The organism is Bombilactobacillus sp. ESL1202, from assembly GCF_058107125.1.
Window position 1 is genome coordinate 876,587 of sequence record NZ_CM176590.1, and the last position, 26,054, is coordinate 902,640.

The following is a 26,054-nucleotide window of genomic DNA, read 5'->3' on the forward strand; positions in this document are numbered from 1 at the left end:
GATAGCACTCTAATTAATGGGGGGAATTAAATTGAACGAACAAGATTTAGCAGCTCAAATCCTCAAGCTCGTTGGTGGTGATGAAAACATCAATGCCGCTTGGCATTGTGCTACACGTTTGCGTTTTACTTTAAAAGACGCAGCCAAAGCCCAAACCGATCAAATTGAAAATTTAGACGGGGTTATCACTGTCGTTCAAGCTGGTGGGCAATACCAAGTTGTGATTGGTAATAATGTCGGTAATGTTTATAACGCCTTAGTAGCCATTGACCCACGACTTGGTGAAGGCAACGATCAAGAAACTAGTGCCACTGTGAGCGATGAAAAAAAGAAGTTAACACTTAAAGGAATGTTTGATGCCTTTGTTACCTTCATTTCCGGCTCTTTCACACCATTTCTAGGTGCCATGGCTGGTGCCGGTATCTTAAAAGGCTTATTGTCTTTATTTGTTGTTTTAAATTGGATGACACCCAAAACTGGTGCCTATCAAATTTGGTATGCGGCGGCTGATGGAATCTTTTACTTCTTACCAGTTATTTTAGCTTTTACTGCTGCTAAGCAAATGAAGGTTAATCAATATGTAACAGTTGCTATCGGCATGGCTTTAGTCTATCCAACCATGGTTAACATGAAAAGCTTAGACTTTTTCTCCATTCCAATTTCAAAAGCTACTTATACTAGTACCGTTATTCCAATTTTATTAGTAGTTGTTGTTCAAAAATGGTTAGAGCCGCTGTTTAACAAATTCTGGCACGAATCTGTGCGTAACATTTTGACGCCTCTATGTATGTTAATGATTTTAGTTCCACTGACCTTCTTGATTGTGGGACCAATTAGTAATGCTATTAGTGGTTTCTTAGCCGGAATCGTTCTAGCACTGTATCAACATGTTCGCATTCTATCCGGTCTTGTTCTTGGTGCTTTCTGGCAAGTCTTTGTTATCTTTGGTGTTCATTGGGCTTTTGTTCCCGTTATGATGAATGACTTATCTAAATGGGGTTATGATCCACTGATGCCAATTTTACTACCAGCAGTTTTGTCTCAAGCTGGTGCGGCTTTAGGCGTCTTCTTAAAAACTAAAGATGACAAGATGAAAGGTTTAGCTGGTTCTAACACCATCACTGCCATTTTCGGTATTACTGAACCAACAGTTTATGGTATTACCTTAAAATTAAAGAAGCCATTTTATTGCGCAATGGCCGCTGGTGGTATTGGTGGCGCCATTGTTGCTTTTGCTGGTGTTCATGCTAATACAGTTGGTTTAGCTAGTATCTTGAGTTTGCCAACCTTTATTAGTAAAGGCTTTGCCTTATCTTGTGTGGGCGATGTGGTTGCTTTTGCACTTGCTGCCATTATGACCTACCTTTGGGGTGGCGTTAATGATAACCAAAAAGCTGCTACCGCTACAGTCAAAAACGATACTGTCGTTGCTGATTCAACCAACAATTCAAAGTCTTCAGAAACAGAATTAATGGCTCCAGTTGAAGGAACTATTATCCCAATTAAAAATGTTAGTGATCAAGTCTTTGCCTCTGAAGCTATGGGCAAAGGAATTGCGATTGTGCCAACCGATAAAATTGTTCGGTCACCAATCGCTGGAACAATTAGTGTGGCTTATCCAACTGGTCATGCTGTTGGGATCACCGGTAATAATGGCGTTGAAGTCTTATTACATTTAGGAATTGATACTGTCAATTTAAATGGTGAACACTTCAAATTATTAGTCAAAAAAGAGCAAACTGTTGAAGTTGGGACACCATTAATCGAATTTGACTACGAAGCAATTAAAAAAGCCGGTTATGATAATACTGTGATGATGATTGTCACCAATACTAATGATTATGATTTTAAGTTTACTGATGATACTGAAGCTGATGATAATCCACTAATTACAGTAACACCAAAAGCTTAAACTAATTGTTAATTACACAAAAAAATCCTTCTTAAGTGAAGGATTTTTTTGTGGCTAATTTTTAGTGAAAATTATTTATTCTTCGTTGGAACCGTCTTATTATCTAATTCCGTGCGTACTACAATCACATCAGTTGATGCATTACGAATCACATATGAAGACACTGAACCGACTAGTAAGCGTTCCACCGCATTCAAACCAGTAGACCCCAAAATAATCAAGTCATCATCATAATCCTTAAAGAAATCAACTGCAATAATTATCTTTGGATCACCAAAACGAATGTGGATCTTAATATCATCAGCTGCTAAACCATCTTTAATCATTTGCTCCTTGAGTTGAGCTAAATAATTTTCAGAATCTTCGGTAATTTGATAAATAATATCACTCGTTAACATTCCACCATAAGCGCCCACAAATTGACGAGTGTCCAAGACATTTAGTACATCAACTGTGGCATGATTTCTAATTGCGACTTGCGTTGCTTTTTTGAGTGCCGTTTCTGATTCTTTGGAACCGTCTACGGGAACCAAAATTCTTTGATATTCTTGCATAAGGCTTGCCACCCTCCTCGTCAAAGACGTCTAACAAATAATCTTGGCGAATTTTTAATTCTAAAATTAAAAAACAATTTTATTAATTTAATTATAACATAATCAGTTCAACACTCGAAAAATTTACCTCCGCTTTTTTCAAGCAATTACATATTGTTTATAATCAAAATTGTCTGTAAATATTACTCGTGAACTATTTTTAAATTAAAAACCTAAAAATAACAACTATTCAAACGCAGTAGCTACCGCTACATCTGTTTTCTCAAATTCAGTCGCCACTTTAGCATACTCAACCGTATCGTGTTCAGCGATTTTCGTATAATGTTTCAGCAATTTTTCCAATTCTTCTTCTAATTTAACGGCTTTAACAAAAGGCTTGAGGTTTGTGCCTGCTATTTGAGTGGCCGTTAACGACTGAGATTGTAATTGCTGAACTGCACTTTTAGCTTGCGCAACATTTTGATCGTAATTCGCCTTAACTAGCTTAATTGTTGTCATTATTTTTTCTCCGCTTCTTGAACAATTGCCAAATCCTGTTTCAAATTATTAATTTCATTTTCTAACTGCTGAATTCTTTGATGAATTAAATTTAAATTAGTATCATTTTTTTGTTCATTAGTCTGTATAGTAATTGAACTCGTTGTTCGTAATTGTGTCAATTTATTTTTTCGTTGACCACGCCAAACTTCAGCCGTGGACTGAACCTTATTCACCTGATGAATAGCTGTTTGTAGGTTATCAATTTTAGATTTGATTTTATGTTTTGAACGTTGCAGCTTTTGTAACTGCGCTTGTTTGGCTTCAATATCTTGGGAAATAATAACGCGATCCATTAAATTATATTCTCCTAGTTCTTTAATTTTTTCAGCGCTAATAACTACCGCTGGCTTTAAATTTGTTGATTAAGTCTTCTTGAATGGAATCGGGAATTGGATAAACATGATCATATTTGTGAAGGTAACCATAATTATCAACACTTTTAGAAAACTTGTACTTACCTTTTTGGCTTGGGTCATCTGTCATGTCAACTCCCGGCATTTGTACTTGCCAATGACTACCACGCTTAGTAATCATATAGTCGCCTGAATCTTCTAAATATTTAAGATATTTTTTAGGATAATTCTTTTTAGCAAATCCATCCGCATTATCATAGCTATAATTAATACTACTAGCTGGTATTACGCGCTTTAAATCAGCCGACAAATGGTTATACAAAGTAAGATTTAAATTGATAGAACTTGGAGTTACAGGCCAACTATTGAGCCGTTTAAGTGGAGTAATTTCATCTTCATCTTCACCAATAACGTAATAGTATTGAGTAAACAATTTGATTCTCTTTTTTAATATTTGATAATTTCCTTCATAAAATCTAATCATCAAATCATTTCCTCCGCCTTCTTGAGCAGTCCTTACCTTAAAGGCGTCATTCCACACCAAAACAAAAGTTTGATCAGACTTTAACTTTAAAAAGTATTCGCCATCGCCTTCATGAGGAAAATATTCAAATTCACTAGAGTTAAAGGAAAAAGATTTGCCAATCAAATCTTGAGCTGTTTTAGCCTTAATCTTAGGCGTTAAAACTGCTCCTTCATCCTTTCGTGCCTGCAATTTTTTTTCACTCATCTTTTGATACTTAGAAGTCATTTCTGAGCGACTGGGTGAATTAGGAGTACTACTGAGACCTAAAGTGAAAAATCCAGCCACTATTGTCACTAACAAAAAAATCATTCTTTTCCATTTTCGCATTAGTAACTACCACTAGCTTTAAATTTGTTGATTAAGTCTTCCTGAATGGAATCGGGAATTGGATAAACATGATCATATTTGTGAAGATAACCAAAGTAACTAAAATCCTTATATGATTTTTGATTCTGATCCCCAACAAATACTTGTGGTGCTTTCAAGCGCCAGTTTTGCTTTTTCTTTTGCAGAATAAAATCACCAGCATGGTTCAAAAAATCAGCATACTTCTTTTCAAACCATTTGTTATTTCTATTTTTAGTTGGATAATTATAATTAATTTGATCAGAAGTAAACTTTTGTTGTAAATCTGCTGGCAATTGATTATATAACGTTAGATTTATTCCAATAGAATCTGGTGTTATCGACCAACTATTAACTCTTTTTAAAGGATGAAAATCATCCTCATTTTCCGTAGTTATCCAGTAGTTTTGAATAAATAATTTTATTTGCGTTTTGAACATTGTATAATTTCCCGCATAAGTTTCAATACTAATACCATCTGGATTACCTTCTTGATCAGTTCGTACTTTAAAAGCATCGTTATATATTAATACAAAGGTTTGATCAGACTTTAACTTTAAAAAGTATTCGCCATCGCCTTCATGAGGAAAATATTCAAATTCACTAGAGTTAAAGGAAAAAGATTTACCAACCAAATCTTGGGCTGTTTTAGCCTTAATCTTAGGCGTTAAAACTGCTCCTTCATCCTTTCGTGCCTGCAATTTTTTTTCACTCATCTTTTGATACTTAGAAGTCATTTCTGAGCGACTGGGTGAATTAGGAGTACTACTGAGACCTAAAGTGAAAAATCCAGCCACTATTGTCACTAACAAAAAAATCATTCTTTTCCATTTTCGCATTAGTAACTACCACTAGCTTTAAATTTGTTGACTAAGTCTGCTTGAATAGAATCAGGAATTGGATAAACATGGTCGTATTTGTGAAGGTAACCATAATTATCAACACTCTTAGAAAACTTATACTTACCTTTTTTGCTTGGGTCATCTATCATGTCAACTCCCGGCATTTGTACTTGCCAATGACTACCACGCTTAGTAATCATATAGTCACCTGAATCTTCTAAATATTTAAGATATTTTTTAGGATAATTCTTTTTAGCAAATCCATCCGCATTATCATAGCTATAATCAATACGACTAGTTGGTATTACACGCTTTAAATCAGCCGATAAATGGTTATACAAAGTAAGATTTAGCCCCATAGTATCTGGAGTTATTGGCCAATTATTAACCCGTTTCAAAGGATGAAAATCATCTTCTAATTCATTAGCTATCCAATGATCTTGGATAAATAATCTGATTTGCGTTTTAGAAACCTTATAATCTCCAGCATCTGTTTCAACGCTGAGTCCATTTATACCACCTTCTTGATCAGTACGTACTTTAAAGGCATTGTTCCATACCAACATAAAAGTTTGATCTGGGTTTAGTTTTAAAAAGTACTCGCCATTTCCCTCCCCTGGAAAATATTCATATTCAATTGGATTAAAAGAAAACGATTTGCCAATCAAATCTTGAGCTGTTTTAGCTTTGATCTTAGGTGTTAATACAGCACCTTCATCTTTACGCGCTTGTAATTTTTTGGTGCTCATTTTTTGATATTTAGAAGTCATTTCTGAGCGACTGGGTGGATTAGGAGTACTACTGAGACCTAAATTGAAAACACTTATTATTAATATCATAAATAATAGACTAATTTTTAATAATTTTTTCATAACAATTATTTACCTTTGCCTCTACTATGATATTCATAATAACTAACTACATCATGATATTTATTTTCACCTTTTTTCTGTGGGGTTATATAAGGAGCACGATTTTTTTCATTTTTATCTTTTACTATCAACATTTCATTACGATTAGGCATGTCCAAGGATTCCGTATAATTATAGTCATAATTATAATGGGAACTTTCTAAATGCGGTAAATTCATATCATTTTTATCAGCATAATTGTATGAAGGACCATTCACAAAACCAGCTAAATCATTTAAATTCCATTCAGCTAAATTTTTCCCACTTTTACCAATAGTTACTGCCGGATCAAATTTGACTAATTGACCACTTTGATTGTTAATAATAAATTCCACATGAAAATTAGAAAGTAATTTATAGTTATGGGAAGCTCCGACATCAGAATAGTTTCTATTTGTTCTAAATTTATTATGTGCCCGCGCACTTTCACTAGCTACTTTGAACTGGCCAGTTTGACTCAGATCATCCAAATATTCACCTGGGGTCACGTGTAACTTTTTTGCTACTTGTTCAACATATTTTGCATTAGAATAAGAAATATAATAGCGCAGTTGATGGATCTCCGTCGCTAAAGTTCCACTAGCAGTGGCTAAACCACCTTTCTTGCCTTTGGTAAACGGAAACGCTTTGCGAACGACTTTGGGCAACAAATCTTGAAGCAATTCGTTGGTAAAAGGATTTAAATTTGGAAAACCATGTTCTAATTTTAGATAACCATTTTCTACAGTCGCTCCTAGATACTTCATCATGATTGTCAAAGCTGAACTAGCAGCTTTTTGACTAACGCCTATTTCCGCATAAGGACGAAACAGCGCGTTAAACGCAGTTGAGCCAACTTGCCGTGCTTGTTTAAACAGCTGCTTTAATTGCTCTGCTGCCTTTTTGCCTGTTACTTTATCAATTTGGTCATCTAAAAAATGCTCAAAGCTAGTTAAAGCCGCCGCATTCCAACCGTCATGTTCTAAAGCAGTTAGAAAAGCCGCAATTTGAAAATGCTCTTTGCCTTGACCTTTAATGCCTGCCGTGACCGCTAAATCTTTTTTAATATTAACGACATTATTACTTAAATTTCTCAGTTTTAATGGTAACGTCCGGTTATTATAATTCAGCAATAAACGCTTAGTTTCTTGGACAAAGTGAATTGTTTCACCTAGTGCCTCGTCAGCTTGATTATCAATTAGTTGACAATTAGCACCCGCTTCAATCGCCAGTCGATAAGCATCATTCAGCTCCGCAACCGTTTGGCGATTTAATTCCCGCGCTTTTTTTAATTGTTGTTCAATATCGTCTAAATTATCCGTATCAATTCGGGCATTGCTACTACTGTCAACATTTTCTTTAAAGTCGTCAATCAAGCGCTGCATTCCTTGAGCTAATTGGTCTAACTCAGAAATCAAGCTTTGGCTAGTTTGGTGATGCGCTTCTTCAACGTATTCGGACATTTGTTCTTGCGTGTGTCCACTAAAGCCTTCTGTTTGTGGAACAGCTTGCATTTTGCGATCAGTATTTGCCAACAGATCCTTCAAAGCTTGCGTTTGCTTTTGTAAGTGATAATTATTGGCTTCCAGTTGATTCACATCTATTTTAACCATCATTTTCCCCATTTAATTGTTATTTAAAAATTAAAAAGTTACGAACATAATAATAAATTGATTTTATTATTCTAAACAGAATGTGATTATTATCCCAAACTTTTAATTTTTATAATAATTTTTTAAGATGTAAACAAATTAACATATGAATAAAATATAAGTAAAGTGTTTTTTTATAATAGTTTTGATTGATAATCAAAGTAGTGTCCAACAATTTTTGAGCAAGTTGAACACAACTAAAGTTTCCATATTCAATGTGATATTTTAAAAATAATTCTCCCATCAGCAAATTTTTTGTTAAAATTAAAGAAAACGTTCGGAGGCAAAACATGGATAAGAAACAACTTTTAGATATTTCATCGGGTAACAATTTTCGTGAATTAGGTGGCTATCAAACCAAAGATGGGCGCAAATTAAAGCATCATAAATTAATTCGTTCCGGAAGTTTAGGTAGCTTGAATCAAAAGGACTTAGAATACCTGACTGATTACGGTGTCCGTTATGATATTGACTTTCGGTCTGCCGACGAACAAGCTAAAGTTCCCGACCATGTTCCTGCACAAGCTAAGTATTTATTTGATCCGGTTTTTAAAGTTGATTTAACGCAAGCTTCCAAATTTAGTGATGAAGAAGAACAAAGCGCCATGGAAAAAGAAGCTCTGTCTGAAATACCTGAAAATGGTCACGCTGAAATGTTAGATACCTATCGCGATATTGTTAATTTAGACAGTGCCAAAAAAGCTTACCGAATCTTTTTTGAGCAATTATTAGCTAATGATCAAGATAACGAAGCTTTACTATTCCACTGTACTGCTGGTAAAGACCGCACTGGTATCGGCGCCGCTTTGATTTTAACCGTTTTAGGCCTGAGCTTTGATGACATTACCAAAGATTATTTATTTACTAATGTCGCTTCGAAAAATTATGTTGATCAACAACTAGCCAATCTTAAAGACCAAGGTTTAAATCCTAAACAACTCTCTTCAGCCAAAGCATTACTAACAGTTAGTCCTGATTATCTGCGGATCGCAGATGCGGAAATCAAGCAAACTTCGGGTAGCTGGTTGAATTATATCAAAACCCAATTACATGTCAGTGATCAAGATATGGAAGAATTACGAAAAATCTATTTAGAATAATCAGATAATTGATTAAATTTTATTCAGTTAGAAAAGGAGCAATTATGAATACTAAAAAATTAAATCGGTTTAATTTGGGAATATCTCTAATCTCTTTCATTCTTGCTATCACCGATTTATTTGGCCTGAAAAGTGAAAGCGTCTGGAAGTAAAAGTTGATTATCAGCAATTTTGTAATAATGTTAGCTGTGGTCTTCATTTTTAGTTATGTATTACTTCATCACATTAGTAATCCTATTTGGAATATTATCGCAGCAATCTTATTAATTTTTAGTATCGTAACTATCGTTTTTCAAACTAACTTTTCTTGGAAAACTAATTTGTTAATTGTCGTCGTGCTATTGTTACTCATAGTGGTCGTTGCTTCACTAGTAATCTGGCTTCACGAACGTCAGCATCATTAATAATTGTAGAAAAAGAGCATTGAAATCAGGAAAGTATTCTTGGTTTCAATGCTCTTTTACTTGGTTATTTTCACAATAACAAAGATTAAGTGCCGGAACGAAAAGAATTATTTGTATATTTAGATGAACATTTCTTATTATAGTGCCCTAAAAATCAGAAGTTTATCCCAGATTTTTTATTTTTTAAGGATAAATAAATAAGATTCTTAGAAAATTGTTCCAAAAACTCTCAGTCTTAAAACCCCGTAATTTCAAATACCAATACCTGATCAACGAAATAGTTAAACTAATCGTGAGCCAAATTAACAACGTTACACAAACTTCTAAAATAAAAAATAGCATTGTTGAACCCTCTTCTCATGACTAATTATTCAGTTTCAAAATTAATGTTTTTTATATTTTTTCTTCCGTGCTCCATAGCCAGGCAATTTAAACACCGTTCCCATGCCAATATTGCCACCGCCACCTAAGCAATCATTTTTACCACCATTAACTTTTATTAAATCTTTATCTGTCAATACTTCAACTCTGATCGCCGTTGATTTTTTTAATTCCATCCTATCCACCTCTATTCTCAATTTTTTACATTATAACTGCTGTATCTCACAGTACACAAAATATCTGCCTAACTACTGCAAAATTTAATTATTTAGACGTTACACAATGTTTGAGAATAATTTAAAGGAGATTATCATTAAATAATTTATCTAAACAAACTTAATTAAAACCTTAGGCTAATTCACAAGTTACCAGAATTTATAATAAAATCATAAATCAATTAAATCTTAAAAAGAATTTTATTGTGTTCATGCCACATGAATTACTTGCTGGATGGCAACTTGATCAAGAACTAGATTGGAACTTTACTCAGGTAATTAACTATTGCGTTCTCCAAGTCAGCAGTTTGTGCCTAACCAACTTGGATCACAGCCTTAAAAAAATCCAACAAAATGTTCGAGAACGACCCAGAACAAAGCTTTACTCCTTTCTTCAGAATGTGATTTGTTATAGTTTTTACACCATAAGCCTCACGCTCCTTCATAAAGAAGACACTAGCTTAGCCTTTGCCTTATGTAAAAAACTAACTGTAACATTTTAATTTTTCAGCTAAACGTGTTACAATTTATGTAAATCGAAGTTGGCGCTGCAAACACCAACTTCTCATAAGGCTGCTAAGAGCGGCTATTAAATATTTTATATTATAGTCCCTACTAAGCTTTGAAGCTAAGTAGGGACTTTGTGCTTAAGATCTTATTTTCGAAGATCTTTGATGATTTTGACAATTACTCTTGCTGCTTGTGCAACAAAATAAATTGTTTTAAAAGTCAAACAAAGATGTCCGAGAATGATCCAGAACAAAGCTTTACTCCTTTCTTCAGAATGTGATTTGTTACAGTTTTTACACCATAAGCCTCACGCTCCTTCATAAAGAAGACACTAGCTTAGCTTTCACCTTATGTACATAGTTAGTATAACATTTTTGAGATACACTTTTTAAGATAATTTTAATTATAAAAAAAGAAAGTCTTCTTTTTACGGAAAACTTTCTTTTATTTTGTTTTAAATACTTTAACATCTTTAATTTAATTCAATTTAACATCCACATCTCTGACCCAATCATTATTACCAACTTGATAATAACGATGACCATTAACCGTTAGGACTTGATCAAAGTTCCAAGTGGCTTGGCGCGTTAAATGTTTATCCGTGGAGCGACTTAAGAAACCAATTTGTGGTTGATAATGATAAATCGGTGCCGCTTGTTCTTTCAAACTTAAGGTTCCGGTTTGTGGTTTCGTGATAATTGCGGTTGTCATGACCGTAACATCAAGGGCTCGCACATATTGATGTGGTGCTACTTGATAATAAACTTGTCCGTCAGCTAATGTTTCTTGCGCATTGACTAACCACCGTGTGCCTGTTGGCAATTGTTGCTTCAGTGCGGCACCTTGATCACTATACACGGTGATGAAGTCTTGACCCGCAGTTGGTTGCACGGTAATTACTCCATCAATGATTTGCCGTTTACCAATCTTAGTGTAGTTGACATCGTCAGCTTTAACATATTCATTGGCACCTACGCGGTAATACATGGTGCCGTCATTTTGCGTATAAATATAATCCACTTTCCAATCGGTATTGGCGGCTAAGACTTGTTCTAACTGGTGACCTTGCTGGTCATACAAATGAATGAAACCACCCGTGACATCGGGTTTAACAATCGCAATGCCCGGATTGCGCACCGTATGACTTTGACTCAAGCCACTACCTAAATTATCAGTCAAGTTGACACTACCCGTGCCCGCCAAGCTATTGATGCGTTGAATACAATCATTTTGGGCTTGGTTGACAGCTGCGACACTTGTTGCTTGTTGAACTTGGTCAATGCCTGCACTTTCAGCATGCCGCACCGCAAAGATCCGATCTTGACGTTTATCAGCGTCTAAACTGGTATTGTTCTCTAAGTTCTTGACGGCTTGATCAGCTGCTTGATGAATGGCATTAATGGCAACCGCACTAGCTTGCGCTACTTGAGCTTTAACCACTTCATTACTAATTTGATTTTCCCCGTCGGCTTCCGCAGCGTGAGCAGCATCAACACCTTGACTTTGATCAATTTGGTCTTTGGCCGCTTGATAAGCCGCATCAACCTTTTGTTGAGTGTCGTCTTTTTGTTCAGGTGTTAAGTCAGTTAAATCGTTCAAATGATCCGTGGTATCTTGATAATGATGCTCTAGAGTGGTCAGGCTATCATCTTTAGCTTTCGTCACTTGAACCACTTGTTGCATATTTTCAATTCCGGTTTGTTTGTGCGGATCAACTTCTGTTAATCCGGCATTAGTAATACTGTCTTGTGCTGCTTGATAAGCGGTCTCCAACAAACCATTCAAACTGTCAATTTGATCCTTATAATGCGTTAAACCATTAATCTTAGCTTGTTCTTCTTGATAGGTTTGCTTTAAGGCTTGCATCGCTTGATTCTTGTGGTTAATCAAAGTCTTAGTGTCATTTAATTGCATAGTTCCAGTTTGTTGAACCTGATCCACACCACTTTGATCTGTCGCCGCTAAGATTTGATCAATGGCTGCTGTTGCTTGTTGACTAATCTGACTCTGCAAAGCCGTTTGTTGCTCTTCATTCAAAGCGGACGCTTGATCATAAGCTTGTTGAGCCTGTTTTTGCGTTTGCTTAATCTGTTGCACTGCCTGGGCTTTTTGTTGGGCTAAAGTGACTTGTTGTTTCATTTGCTCAATGGTTTGTTGTTGTTCACCAGCAACGTTGGCAGCGGTCGTTTCTTGTTTAATTTGGCTTAAACCAGTTTCATAAGCAGTTGTAACTTGTTGTTGTAATTGGTTAACTTGGTCACTACTTAAGTTACCACCATTGGTCAAACCATTAAGTTCTTGTTGCTCCTGATTTAACTCATCATCCAAGGCATTCCAAGCAGCATTTTGTTGTTGCTTCAAGTCCGTTACTTGCTTAATGCTGTCCACACCATCTTTAGCCGCTTGAGTAATAGCATTGGTCGAAGTAGCTTGATTGATAGTGGCAATCGCCTGCGCTTTTTGGCTTTGGACATCTTGTTTCAAACTATCCTGATCAGACTCATAATGATTCAAGCCCGCAATTACCTCATTAGCGGCCGCTTCGGCTTGATCAACTTTTTGCATGGCTGCATTGATCGTCTCGGCTAAGTCTAACGTTGGCCGTAACTTCTGCTTTTCTTGATTGAGCCAGTTTTCAGTAACATCGTTAGTTTCATTTAAATCATTTAACATCGCTGTCTGTTCCGTTGTGACTTGTTCCAATAAGTTATTAACCTGTTCTGCGGTTAAGTGTCCACCTTTATCCGGTTTACCTAAATCTTGAATTTGTTGCTTGGCGTCATTGACTGCTTGGTTAATACTTGCTTGTAACTTCTGCTTCTGTTTAGCAGTCGCTACTAATTGATTCAAATCAGTATTTTCTTGACCCGCAGCATTGGTGACATCTTGCGCCGTCTTACTGGAATCTTGTTGTGCCGTTTCAATGGCAGCCACCCCATTAGTTGCTGCTTGATCAGCTTGGTGTTGTAATTGATCAATTTGATCTGGGTCTAACTTGTTGTCGCCTTGACCTAAATCATTAATCTTTTGCTTATTAGCAGCTAATTGTTGCGCTAAAGCCACAATTGCATTAATGGCGGCGGTTCCTTTGTTAAAGGCCGTAGTTTCTGTGTTACTATCTTGCATACCGATTAAAGCCGTAGTAGCTACCGTGTTGACTTGATTTAAGAAATCAGTTTGTTGCTCAGCACTGATATTCGTTAAACCAGTTAAATCATTGTTGGCTTGCCCTAAAGTTGTCGCTAAATTAGTTAAGTCCGTGATAACTTGCGTCTTGACTTGAGTCGCCTCGACACTCGTTGCTGCTTTGATTTGAGTAGTTAATGAACTTTGCGCTTGGGTAATTTGATCCTTAAATTGTGTCTTTTGCGCAGCCGTTAAACCAGCTGTGGTCTCAAGCTGATTCGTAGCCGTGGTAATTTGCGTCTGCAAGGCTGTTAAAGCCTCATTTTGAGCCTGCGGTAACTTCAATAATTTATTAATAGCTGTGGCACCGTCACTCGCTACTTTATTAAGATTAGTCGTTGCATCAGCTTTAGTAATTTGGTTGACAATCTTAGCTTGTTGCTCACTAACTTGTTGCTTCAAGCCAGCTTGTTGGTCAGTTAATTGCTCTAACTTACCAATAGCAGTATTAGCGGCAGTAACAGCTGCGTTAACCACACCCATGGCCGTATTCATATTATCGGCTAAATCAGTTACTGGCTTAAAGTTTGTTGTTTCTTGAATAGTTAACCAACCTTCTGGCAAATCAGTGGCGTTTTGTAAGTTAGTTTCAATTGTTGTCTTCGCTGCAGCTAATTGAGCTAATAACCTGCCAACTTGTTGAGCTTCATCAGTTGGCGTCGTACCACCAGTTAAGTTATGATCAGTTGTACCGTCACCTAACTCTTTAATATGATCCACTGCAGTATTGTAGTTAGTTTGTAACTGTTGCATAATTGTGGCTTTTTGGGTGATTGTTTCTTTAATCTTCTGTAATGCGGCAACTCCTGCTTGACCCGTTGTTTGAGCAGTAGTTGAATCTGTAGTACCCAAGACATCATTGACATCCTGATTATAAGTGTTTGTAATTTCATCAGTGAAATTAGTCTGTTGATCATGGCTTAAATCGGTCGCATTACTTAAAGCTGTTTCCACTTCCTGTTTAGCAGTAGCTAACGCCCCTAATTGCATATTTTGTTCTTTTAAAGCGGCCAACAAGTCGCGGACATTAGATTGCGCTAAGGAACTAACAGATTCTATCGTGCCTTTGTCTGCAGCTTTAATCTTACCAACTTCAATATCGTACTGGTCTTTTAACTTCTTCAAAGCCGCAGTTAAGTTATCACCAAAGTGATTGCCCGCAGCACCATTTAAATCAGTCACACCATTGTTATAAATGGTGTCCAGAGCGTCCCAAGCCGTTGCTTGGTCTTGTACTAACGCAATCACAGCTTGAATATTTGTCACTTCAACGTTAGTTTGCGCCGACATGCTGGCAGTAGTTGCATCTCTTAAATCAGTTTGAGCGGTTTGATAAGCTGATTCTAATTCACCTGCAAGCTTATTATTAGGATCCAAATCATCATGATGGTGTAAATTACTCAAAGCATCCTTGGCGGTTTGATAAGCGGCTTCTAATGTTTGCATAGCCGTATTCATAGCCTGAGCTTTAGTCACAACATCAGTTAAGGAACTTGGTTCTTGAGTATCATCAAAGCCTGGTTTAGTAGCGTCTGTTTTAACTTGTTCATAAGCACTAGCTAAATCAGCTAATAACTTACCAACTTGCGTACTAGGATCACTTGAATCAACAGCACCAGTTAAATAACCACCTTGATTATTACTTGCAGCTAACTTATTAATATTATCCTTAGCAGTATTATACCAACCAGCTACTTTACTTAAATTACCGGATAAGTTTTGCGCCGCTGTAACAATCGCATCAATTGCATCTTTACCATCACTTAAAGCTATATTAGCCGCAGTAACACTATCAGCATTCTCAATATTCTGATTTGCTGTCGTCTGGGCACCATTAGTGGTATTGGTAATTTGATCTTGATATTTTTGAATATCTGTTGGTTGCAGAGTGGCCGTCAACTGACCAATTATGTCACTCGCAGCTTGCACATAATCATCTAATTGGCTTTGATTATCAGCTTTATGTTCCGCCAATTGCGCTTGATCAACCACTTGTTGTAACGCCGTTTCACCGGTGGTTTCCGCACCATCAGTACCATTGGTAATAGCTGTCACTGCATTGTTATAAGCTGTCTTAACTTGGCCTTGATATGAACCCTGTTGCTCTGTACTTAAATGACTTAGTTTATCAGCAGTTGTCGCTGCTTGAGCTGTTTGGTAAGCAGTTTGTAACTTACCCATGTCTGTATTCATGGTTCTTGCTTTACCAGTTACTGCCGTGAGCTTTTGCTCCTCTGTTTCTTCGTTGAAGCCCGCCTCAGGATCTTCTAAATCACTTAAGACTTCATTGTAAGCTGTCTCTAAATCAGCTAATAATTTACCAACTTGCGTACTAGTATCACTTGAATCAACAGCACCAGTTAAATAACCACCTTGATTACTACTTGCAGCTAACTGATTAATATCATCCTTAGCAGTATTATACCAACCAGCTACCGTACTTAAATTACCGGATAAACCTTGTGCGGCAGTAACAATCGCAGCAATTGCTTTTTCTCCAGCTGTTAAAGCACCATCAGCAGTTTCAATACTACCAGCATTCTCAATATTCTGATTTGCTGTCGTTTGGACACCATTAGTTGGATTAGTGATTTGTCCCTTATAATCAGTAATCTGGTCTTGAGAAAGTGAAGTCTGCTGTTCTAAAGTTGTTAAAGCAACTTGCGCATAATCAGCTAATTGCGCTTGATCAACAACTTTTTGTAAAGCTAACTCACCATCAGTCTCAGCATTATCTTGGCGCTTCGAAACGTTTTGCGCCGCTTGATAATAAGCTGTTTGTAATGAAGTTAAATAATCTTGTTGATTAGTAATATTAGTCAAACCATTAATGGTCTGTTGCACATCATTATTCTTCGCCGTTAAAGCTTGCATGTCAGCATCAATTGCTTGCGCTAAGTCCACTACATCTGCAATCTTTTGCTTTTCCTTAGCTTGAAAATCAGAATCCAGCGCATTTTCACTATTATTAATATCAGCAGTTAATTGTTCTAACGTCGGTAATTGATCCAGCAATTTTTTAATTTGATTAGGTTGATTCGAATCTTGCGGATTATCTCCCAATAAATTGTGTAAACCATCAGTTCCTTGACCATTAATTTGGTTCTGCGCCGCAGTTAACAGATCTTGTAAATCAGTTAAAAAGCTTGACTTACTACTATCAGCGGTTTTTGCATTAGTTAAAATTTGATCCAGCTTAGCTTTAGCACCACCATGACCATCTGTTCCTTGATAAGCAGTTGTTACCTCGTCCACACTAGTAGCTGCCGTAATGTTAGCTTGACCATTAGCTTGTTCACCGGTTTGTGGATCAGTAATCTGAGTTTGATACTTCTGTTTTTCCTTAGCACTTAAATGATTCAAATTATTAATTTGATTAAACACATCTGTTGCATGATCTTGAAGCTGGCCACTGGCTAAGCCTTGCGCAATTCCTAATAAACCAGTGTTTTCAACATTTGTTACCTGAGCTTGTGTTGTTTGGTCAGTAATGGTATTTAAATTATTCGTTGCCGTCTCATAAACAAGATCCACTTGGTCAATGTACTTCTTCTTATCCTGAGCCGTCGCTAAATTTGGTAAGCCATTGATTGTCGTATTGGCGCTATCATGTTGACTCTTCAACTCTTCCATAGCGGCATTAATCTTATCTGCCAAGTCCGTGATCTTTGTAACTTTTGCTTTTTCGTTAGTCTTCCAACCATCTGTTAAACCAGCAGCATCAATATTACCTAAATCATTAGTAATGTCTTTTTTAACTTGATCTAATAAATTAAATAGTTTTCCGACTTGTTGCGTCTGATCACTAGTATCACTTTGGCCTGTTAAGTTGCTTAAGCTTTGGATGTGTTGTTGAGCAGCACTAATCCAACTAGCTAAACCATTGTCAGCATCAGTTAAGAAACCATTGTTAGCATCTGATACTCCTGTAGCAGCCGCCACGATAGCTTCAATCTTGCCTTTGGCTCCATCAGTTCCATCAAAAGCAGCAGCTGCTCCTTGCGTATCAGTAGCGGCATTAATTGCGGCTTGACCATTAGCTTGTGCACCAGTATCTGTATTAATAATTTCGTCTATATAATAATTAACTTGGTCTTGACTTAAAGCACCACCTTGGTCCGCACTTAAGGCATTCAAGTCTTCCTTGGCCTTATTAACACAAGCTTGTAATTGAGCATTGGCAACTGTCTTAGCAATCGCTGTTAAACCAGCAGCTTTGGCTGTATCAATTGCTGTTTGTTCAGCCTGATTAATAGCTATTACGGCATCATCAAAATCTTGTTTGACTTGACCTTTATAGGATTCTTGCTGTTCAGCTAAATTTAAATTAGGAATTGTTGTATTATATGCCGGTTGATAAGTGTTGTATAAATCATTAATAGCATCATGGCGACTTTGAGCCAAAGTAACCACATTACTCATCTTAGAAATTGCATCACTGGTAGATTGCGTAACATCATTAGCAACTTGATCGGCTGCACTTTGGGCAGCATTAATCGCTACTAAACCAGCTTGCGCATCACTAATGACTTGGCCTTGTAATGTTGAAACCTGATCAGCATCTAACCCGTCAGCACCTTGTAAACCAGCAATCGTCGTTAAATTATCAAGAAGTTTAGTTAATAAATCCGCACCAGCATCCAAAGCGGCTTGCCCTTTAGTTAAAGCGGTTTGGCGACTTGAGTCATCACTAGTACCTTGATAAGCAGTTACTAAATTCTTAGCTGTTTGGTCAAGTTGATCTAAGGCTGCTTGAACTTCATCTGAACTTAAATGACCAGTTCCATTTTTATCTTCTAAATCATTAACCGCTTGATTATTGTCACTTAACTTCTGCGCTAAACTAACTAACGTTGTTAAATCATTGGTACCTGTAGTTTCAGCGGTCGTAACAGTAGCAGTGGTTGTTGCTGCTTTAATTTGACTAACAGCGTCCTGGTAAGCAACTTGAACTAAACCTTTATCATCAGTCGCATTATTATTAAAGTCAGCAACTTGGTCACTAGTTAAATGACCGTTAGAATCGGCGCCTAAATTGTTAATATCATTGATGGCTCCATTAATATCAGAACCATTACCATTTAATTGGTCTTTGAGTTGATTAATGGCATCATTTTTCGCTTGTGGTAAAGTCATGACGTCAGCCATGTCATTTAAACCATTTTGCTTAGCAGCGTCAATATCAGCAACTGAAGTGGCTGACTTAACATTAGCAACAGCAGTATCATAAGCATTCTTTAAAGAAGTAATTAAATCACCCGTATCGCCCAAATTAGCGGCCATACCTGTTAAATCTGATTTATCTTGATTAAATTGAGTTTCTAAAACTGAGAGTGCGCTTTGAACTTCTTGATATACAGCTAGAGTAGCTGTATCTAAATCATAAACTGGACTATCTTGAAAGTCTTTTTCCGCCGTTAAAACTAAATGATCACCCTTTTGCAAAGCACCATCAGGAATAGTAAAACTAAAGTTACCATCAGCATCCGAATGCGTCATGTACAAAGTCTCACGCCAATTATCACCATTCTCAACTAAGTTAGCATTATTAGGGAAGTCAAGTAACTGATCACCACGTTTAATTTGAACCCGAATATTGGCATTAGGTAAGTTAGTTTTACCAGTAACTTTATTATCACTAACTGATAGTTGAATAGAATTATCAACAAAGCTAATTGGTTCAGCATTTAAACCTGTAAATTCGAATTTGCCGCCAATTAAAGTTTTATTATCTAACAAAGACAAGACACTATCTTCATCAGCAGAAGTTGGACCAATAATATCACTAGTATTTACGTCATTAGTTTTATTAATCGTCTGAATGATACTATTAACCGTTTGAAACTTCAGCTTTTTCAAGGCATAACTTTGATTTGAATCAATTACATAACTAACATCTGTCAAATCAAAATCAGGCTGGTGAACACTGGAAATTAACTGCACATTATTATTATTATCACTATCTAAAATAAAATCTTTGGGAGAATTAAGCATTACACCGACGTTGTGCAATAATGCAATAGCTGCAGTGGCACTTCCATGATTAATGACCTTAAAAGAAGCGTCTTTATTAACTGTTAGATAATTATTTCCCACAACATCCTTCCAGCCAGTTATACCCTTAATATCAATTACAATATTGCCATTATCGGTAATATTATAAATACTAAAAAATTGAGTATCATTATTATTTGGAAGCATAGATAACGTAGACCCATCAAAATTAGCTAATAGCGAGCCACCTTCTTGAACACTAACCGTGCTTTCCTTGGTAAGATTACTATCAACTTGCGAAGTATTGCAGTTAATCCCAATGTTATCTAAAGAAAGTGTGGCACCTGTTTCAACCGTTAGATTATTGCACATAATCTTGTTAGACTGTGAAACGGTATAGGTTCCGCCTGTTGGCGGCCAAACAAAACTTTTCACACTTTTAATTGAAGTATCACCCGTTACATGAATTGAAAGATATTTATCTTGACTAAAGATTCCACCTTGAAAATTAACGTTATTCAAATAAAGATCTGTTAAAATTCCCTTATTAGACAAATCACCTTCTTCGGCAATTAGAGTTGTATCACTAAAAATATTAATATTCTGTAAAGTTAAAGATACACCTGCAGTATTAAAAACAAATTCAGGCTTATTTGCTGACACCCCCATATAAAGGTTATGTCCATTACCATCAAGAGTCATAGATCGACGTATCTGAACATCAAACATTTGAAAAAAAATGTCATTATTTAATACAATCTTAGAAACTCTTGTATCGTTAAAAGCAGTACTCAGTTCATTTTTATTAGAAACCGTAGCCACACCATTAACAACATTGATCGTAACTAAATTTGCAACTTCTGGTTGATCATTATTATTATTATGTACTGCACTTTGATCACTATCATTTTTGCCAGTATTTTCCTCTGATGATTGACTGGAATTATTAGTGTTATCAGCTACCATTGAGTTATTTGGCTGACTAACATTACTATCCGTACTAGAATTATTAACACTATTATCAATTGTAGTATTATTCGCAGAGTTGGAGCTTCCATTGTTATCGTTTACATCAGAATCACTCACTGAATTAGTCGTACTACTTTCATTAGTACCACCATCTATTTGCTGTTGATTATTATTACTTGTACTGTTTACGCTGCTATCTCCGGTATTGTCGATTGTCGATTGTCGATTGTTACTACCATTTATTTCACTGGGATCGGTCGTCTGAATTTCTTCTCCCGGTGCTGCTTGGTCAAACTTGCCTTGATCATGAACTTCATCCGCTTTGGTCGTGGTTTTATTAGCGGTTAACCACAATGTTGATGAAAATAGAGTCACACCCATGGTTGCTAATAATCTTTTACTTCGATGCATTTTTATCTGCTCCTTTAATCGTCTAAACTATTTACACTTTTAAAAATGATTTTGATTATGTTTGCTCGAATTCGATACCTAATTTTATCAAATAATAAGCAATTAATAATCTTAGCATCTTATATATTTCATATTATAATTGGTTAATTAGTGATAAATCAAACACTATTTGGCAAAAAACTCCCGAAAAAGCCCATTGTGATTTATATATCACACAAAATGGCTGTTTTGCTTTTTCACATGTTCACAACGAAGCTTGATTTAACCGCATTTATTCTTGTGAACGATTTTTTCAAAAATAGCCAAAATCTAAATGTTAAGTTTTTCTTAAGATTCTTAAGTTTTTATTAAGTTCCAACACTAGTGTTGGCTTTAATGATCATTTTTTGAGTCCAACAAAAAAGACTGTTTCCAATTAAAAATCAGAAATCAGTCTTTTCCTAAAGTTATAAAATCTTATTAAGAACTTTTATATCAGTGTGCGCAAAAATAATAACCTGCATCGCAGCACTTTTTTATTTAATCTTTAAAACCCTTAAATTGCCAGTTTTCAACTTCTGGCAAATCAGCACCATTTTCGTGAATATAATCATGATGTTGTTGTAATTTAGCATCCATTTGTTGACTAAAGTCTTGCACTTGAGCGCCATAAACCAAGTTAGCCGCATGTTGTGCTAAATGGAAACGATCCAACTCATTAACAACGCGCATATCAAACGGCGTCGTGATATCGCCATTTTCACGGTAACCATGAGCATACATATGATGATTATTTCGTTCATAAAAAATATCCCGCAATAAATCTTCAAATCCATGGAAAGCAAAAATAATTGGCGCATCCGTGGTAAAAATGGTATTGAACTGTTCAGGGCTTAAACCACGTGAATTTTTCTCTGGCACTTGTAATCTGAGTAAATCAACTACATTGACAAAACGAATTTTCATTTCTGGAAAAGCTGCATGTAACAAATCAATGGCTGCTAAAGATTCCATATTTGGTTCCGTACCTGCGGCCGCAAAGACAATATCCGGTTGTTGACCGTGATCGTTAGTTGCCCAATCAATCACTTTGACGCCTTGATCAACAATTTCTTTGGCTTCTGCCATTGAATAAAATTGGGGACGTGGTTGCTTAGAAGCAATGATTAAGTTAATAACTTCTTGTTCATTCAATGAATGAGCAGCCACCGCCAGCAAAGTGTTGGCATCTGCTGGCAAATACTCGCGAATATACTCCGGCTTCTTTTCTGCCAAATGTGTTAAAATACCGGGATCTTGATGTGTGTAACCATTATGATCTTGTTGAAAAGAGGTAGAAGTAGAAATGATATTCAAAGCTGGATATTTTTTGCGCCATGGTAACTCATTAGCTTTGCGCAACCACTTGAAGTGTTGGGTCAACATTGAATCAACCACGCGCAAGAAAGCCTCATAACTGGAGAAAATTCCGTGACGTCCCGTTAAAGTATAGCCTTCTAACCAGCCTTCAGCTTGATGCTCCGATAATTGCGCATCTAAAATCCGCCCAGCTGGCGCTTCAAATTGATCATTAGGCTTCTTAATAGGTTCCAACCATTGCCGTTCACTAACTTCAAAAATGTGCATTAAGCGATTAGACATCGTTTCATCAGGACCAAACATTCGAAAAGTTGTCGGATTTAACTTAATGATATCCCGCAAATATTTGCCCAATTCCACCATATCTTGACCAATCACACTGCCTGGTTGATTAATCGCAAATTCGTAATCATCAGGATTAGGCAATTTCAACGGTTTAGGATCCAAACCACCATTGGTAATTGGATTCATTGCCATACGTTGGTTACCTTTTGGCGTCAAAGCTTTGATTTCTGACTTGAGACTACCATTTTCATCAAATAATTCTTCCGGATGATAAGATTTTAACCAAGCAACCAATTCATCGCTATGTTCCATATGCTTAGCATCAACTGGAATTGGAATTTGGTGGGCTCTAAATGATCCTTCAATCGGTTCATTATCCCAAGACTTGGGACCCGTCCACCCTTTTGGTGCCCGGAAAATAATTACTGGCCACTGTGGCATTTTGGCATCTGCGGCAGACTGTTGGCGGGCTGCTTGTTGAATGGCATGGATTTTTTCTATTGCTTGATCCATGGCAGCTGCCATTTGCGGATTCATCTTCTGTGGATCGTCACCTTCAACAAAAATCGGCTCCCAACCCATACCGGTAAAGTATTGCTTTAATTCTTCATCAGTTTTCCGGGACAAAATCGTCGGGTTCGAAATCTTAAAACCATTTAAGTTTAAAATTGGTAACACTGCACCATCCGTCACTGGATTAATAAAGACGTTAGAAAACCACGAAGTCGCCAACGGACCAGTTTCGGCTTCACCATCACCAATCACTGCTGCAGCAATAACATCTGGATTATCTAAAATCGCACCAACACCGTGGGATAATGAATAGCCTAATTCGCCACCTTCATGAATTGAACCGGGCGTTTCTGGAGCAGCATGAGATGCAATTCCACCAGGAAAAGAAAATTGCTTAAATAATTTTTGCATTCCGGTTTCATCGGCAGTAATTTCTGGGTAAATTTCACTATAACTACCATCTAAATAGGAGTTGGAAACCATGACCTGACCACCATGACCAGGGCCTTCAATATAAAACATATTCAAACCATATTTATTAATGACACGGTTTAAATGAGTATAAATAAAGTTTTGGCCAGCAATTGTTCCCCAGTGGCCAATTGGATGCACTTTAACATCCGTTGCTTGCAAATCACGTTTTAACAACGGATTATCTTTTAAATATAATTGACCAATGGAAATATAATTAGCGGCATCAAAATACTTTGTCATTAAATCAAAATATTCCGGACTACTATAGTTTGTCATTGCGCTTCCTCCTCGAAAAATCGCCTGTGCTTAACAGCAACAGTTTTTGGCGCTCTACAAGTCATTTATAAACTAAAGCGCGTTCTTTGTCAACCATTTAAAAAAATGGTACGTTCCAATTATTTGTTTAAATTGACAAATGTCGCAAAATTCCAATATTTATAGTGCAAACGCATACTCGAATATTCAAAGGGCATGCCATCATCACGAAAGAAAATTCCAGTCATAATCCCGACCGGTTCATTGGGCTGCAACTGAAGTAATGCTTGATCATCTGATGTTGAAGGCTCTGTCGTCATATCTAAATAGGCGCGATTAATGACTTCGCCTTTTTGTTCTTCTAAATAATTAAATAATGAAGCTTCCAACATTTTTTGTGATAAATTGGGCAATAATTTAACCGGTAAATAACTAGTTTCGACTAAAATTGGCATTTCATCTAATTGCCGCAACCGTTCAAACACATAAACAAACTCATCGTCATTTAAAAATAAATTTTGTTGAACCTCCGGCGTGGGTTTTTCCACATCCAAACTTAACACTTTAATTTGTTGCGTTTGCCCGTTAGTGACAATGGCTGTGGTCAACCCCACATTGTCACCAGTATAATCAAGTGCGGTTTGCTTTCTCAGAAATAATGGATTAATGAAGTTTCCCGAACCTTGTTTTTTAAAAATAATTCCTTGATCGGCTAACAATTGAATCGCCCGCTTAATGGAACTACGGCTCACCTGAAAACTATCACTTAAGCTCCGTTCATCTGGTAATTTTAAATTTGAATAATGATGGTGCATAATATTATGCTTAATTGTTTGCGCCAGTTGCACATAAATTGGTTGTCCCATAATTTTTCATCCTTACTTTTGAACTTATCAAGTCTATTATGCCACTTGGTGGATCAAAATTAATCTCAATTATCCCATAGAACAGGCAAGTACAAGGAGCTACATTTTTTTCAAAACTGTTAAACTACTTTTGTCCCAGCCTCTTCTCCTTAGTTTTTCAAAATCAGAATAACATCGTCAAACTGGTGAAACAAGTTAACGTCTTAGTTACAGGTAAATCCTTTTGCAAATTAAAAAAAGCGCCGATGAAACAATTCATCAACACTCAATATTATAGAAGCAATAAAAAAAAGCTCCCGATGTGAGAGCTATACATGATTTTTCATTTTCTGTTAATTTTTTTACACAACATTATGATGTATTTTTTTGTGAAAATCAGATTTTATCATGCTTGACCGATGCAATAGTCTGTTGTACAATTTTATTAATCAAATGAATGACCACTTATGGTCAACTAGGTGAGTATATTTTTTGTATACTCACCTTTTTACTTAATCGGAGGAATTATTTTGTCTGATAAGCCGTTTAAATCTATAAAAGAACAAATTTATTTACTTAACCATGATAGGAATTTGGTCATTTTAAATGAAGAAGGTGCTGAAAACGCACTACGGAGATATGGTTATTATGAAATAATTAATGGTTATAAAACACCTTTTTTGGTAGAACCTGGTAATGATGATAAAGGTTACAAAAAGGATGCTACTTTTGAACATATTTACGCATTCTATCAATTAGATCAAAAAATAAGAATTTCTATTTTAGAAGGTGTAGAACAGTTTGAGCAATATTTTAAACAAATATTGGCTTATACAATTGCAGAAAGTATATCAGAAGAGCAAAAATTTTATACGGCTAAAAGTCATTATAATAAGGGAGAATTACATAAAAAAAGTAAGTCTACAGATCGTGATAGACTTTTAAGGAAATTTTCATTTTTATTGAAGTCACCTAATCAACCAATTAAACATTATAGAGAAAAGCACCATAATGTACCTCCTTGGATTTTGGTAAAGCAATTAACTTTTGGAGAAACTATTTACTGGTACAAACTTTCTAAAAAGAATATCCGAGAAAAAGTCATTGCCAAAATGTTTGGCATAGAAGTAGTTGTTATAGAAACTGTAGATCAAAATCTTAAAATAAAGCAGGCTTTTGGAGATATTTTATCATTGTGTCTAGATTATAGAAATTTTTCAGCCCATGGTGGTAGAATGTATAATCATAGCTCAAGTAAACATGCTTTAAAGTGGTCTAAATATATCTATAATGAACATAACATTGATATTAGTCACAGAAAATTTCTGAGTGGAAAACTTCGTAGTAGCATTGGAGCACTGTTAAAAGTGTTGGATTTATTTGAAAATAAGGATTCCCATATTTCTATTAAAAAAGGGATGACCGCGTGTTTAAACAACTATCTAACAAAGTACCCCAAAGATAAAGCAATGCTATTAAGAGAAATGGAACTAACGGATAAAGATTTATCCAGTGAAAATTAACTAAAGTAGGCTTATCTCTGTCAAAGGATGTGGCCTA

At 36.1% G+C, this 26,054-nt stretch carries 14 protein-coding genes; 3 read left to right on the forward strand and 11 right to left on the reverse strand.

The genetic code is table 11. From position 1 onward, the window contains the following. Positions 1–31: 31 nt before the first annotated feature. Positions 32–1,912 carry a beta-glucoside-specific PTS transporter subunit IIABC gene (locus tag AC3B7A_RS03865; protein ID WP_489756412.1) on the forward strand — a complete coding sequence of 627 codons (1,881 nt, stop codon included), beginning with the start codon at positions 32–34 and terminating at the stop codon, positions 1,910–1,912. Positions 1,913–1,983: 71 nt separating this feature from the next. Here AC3B7A_RS03865 and AC3B7A_RS03870 read toward each other — a convergent pair whose 3' ends face one another. The 7 genes from AC3B7A_RS03870 to AC3B7A_RS03900 form a co-directional block, all read right to left on the reverse strand. Continuing rightward, positions 1,984–2,466 carry a universal stress protein gene (locus AC3B7A_RS03870; RefSeq protein ID WP_489756413.1) on the reverse strand — a complete coding sequence of 161 codons (483 nt, stop codon included), beginning with the start codon at positions 2,464–2,466 and terminating at the stop codon, positions 1,984–1,986. Positions 2,467–2,691: 225 nt separating this feature from the next. Then, the gene (locus AC3B7A_RS03875; RefSeq protein WP_489756414.1) at positions 2,692–2,964 is read right to left on the reverse strand and encodes a DUF5344 family protein; all 273 of its coding nucleotides are present in this window, start codon (positions 2,962–2,964) and stop codon (positions 2,692–2,694) included. Beyond that, positions 2,964–3,299 carry a hypothetical protein gene (locus tag AC3B7A_RS03880; RefSeq protein WP_489756415.1) on the reverse strand — a complete coding sequence of 112 codons (336 nt, stop codon included), beginning with the start codon at positions 3,297–3,299 and terminating at the stop codon, positions 2,964–2,966. The genes AC3B7A_RS03875 and AC3B7A_RS03880 overlap by 1 nt, the downstream gene beginning before the upstream one ends. 37 nt (positions 3,300–3,336) lie before the next feature. After that, a complete protein-coding gene (locus AC3B7A_RS03885; protein WP_489756416.1) occupies positions 3,337–4,194 on the reverse strand; it encodes a hypothetical protein in 858 nt (285 codons plus the stop codon). A 17-nt stretch (positions 4,195–4,211) separates the two neighbouring features. Continuing rightward, the gene (locus AC3B7A_RS03890) at positions 4,212–5,051 is read right to left on the reverse strand and encodes a hypothetical protein (protein WP_489756417.1); all 840 of its coding nucleotides are present in this window, start codon (positions 5,049–5,051) and stop codon (positions 4,212–4,214) included. Between the two features lie 17 nt (positions 5,052–5,068). Then, complete coding sequence (locus tag AC3B7A_RS03895; RefSeq protein ID WP_489756418.1) at positions 5,069–5,944, reverse strand: hypothetical protein; 876 nt, start codon at positions 5,942–5,944, stop codon at positions 5,069–5,071. A gap of 5 nt (positions 5,945–5,949) precedes the next feature. Then, the gene (locus tag AC3B7A_RS03900; RefSeq protein WP_489756419.1) at positions 5,950–7,575 is read right to left on the reverse strand and encodes a DUF3114 domain-containing protein; all 1,626 of its coding nucleotides are present in this window, start codon (positions 7,573–7,575) and stop codon (positions 5,950–5,952) included. A 329-nt stretch (positions 7,576–7,904) separates the two neighbouring features. Here AC3B7A_RS03900 and AC3B7A_RS03905 point away from each other — a divergent pair, with 329 nt between their 5' ends. Further along, a complete protein-coding gene (locus tag AC3B7A_RS03905; protein ID WP_489756420.1) occupies positions 7,905–8,714 on the forward strand; it encodes a tyrosine-protein phosphatase in 810 nt (269 codons plus the stop codon). A gap of 787 nt (positions 8,715–9,501) precedes the next feature. Here the strand turns inward: AC3B7A_RS03905 and AC3B7A_RS03910 are convergent. The 4 genes from AC3B7A_RS03910 to AC3B7A_RS03925 all read right to left on the reverse strand — a co-directional run bounded on the left by AC3B7A_RS03910 (position 9,502) and on the right by AC3B7A_RS03925 (position 24,515). Next, on the reverse strand, positions 9,502–9,675 hold the full coding sequence (locus tag AC3B7A_RS03910) for a hypothetical protein (RefSeq protein WP_489756421.1): 174 nt from the start codon (positions 9,673–9,675) through the stop codon (positions 9,502–9,504). Positions 9,676–10,701: 1,026 nt separating this feature from the next. Beyond that, the gene (locus tag AC3B7A_RS03915; RefSeq protein ID WP_489756422.1) at positions 10,702–20,784 is read right to left on the reverse strand and encodes an SLAP domain-containing protein; all 10,083 of its coding nucleotides are present in this window, start codon (positions 20,782–20,784) and stop codon (positions 10,702–10,704) included. Positions 20,785–21,303: 519 nt separating this feature from the next. Beyond that, complete coding sequence (locus tag AC3B7A_RS03920) at positions 21,304–23,670, reverse strand: phosphoketolase family protein (protein WP_489756423.1); 2,367 nt, start codon at positions 23,668–23,670, stop codon at positions 21,304–21,306. Positions 23,671–23,789: 119 nt separating this feature from the next. Continuing rightward, positions 23,790–24,515 carry a GntR family transcriptional regulator gene (locus AC3B7A_RS03925; protein ID WP_489756424.1) on the reverse strand — a complete coding sequence of 242 codons (726 nt, stop codon included), beginning with the start codon at positions 24,513–24,515 and terminating at the stop codon, positions 23,790–23,792. Between the two features lie 509 nt (positions 24,516–25,024). Between AC3B7A_RS03925 and AC3B7A_RS03930 the strand changes: the two genes are divergently transcribed. Further along, entirely contained in the window at positions 25,025–26,017 is a 993-nt protein-coding gene (locus tag AC3B7A_RS03930) for an Abi family protein (protein ID WP_489756425.1), read from the forward strand. The last annotated feature ends 37 nt before the right edge of the window (positions 26,018–26,054 follow it).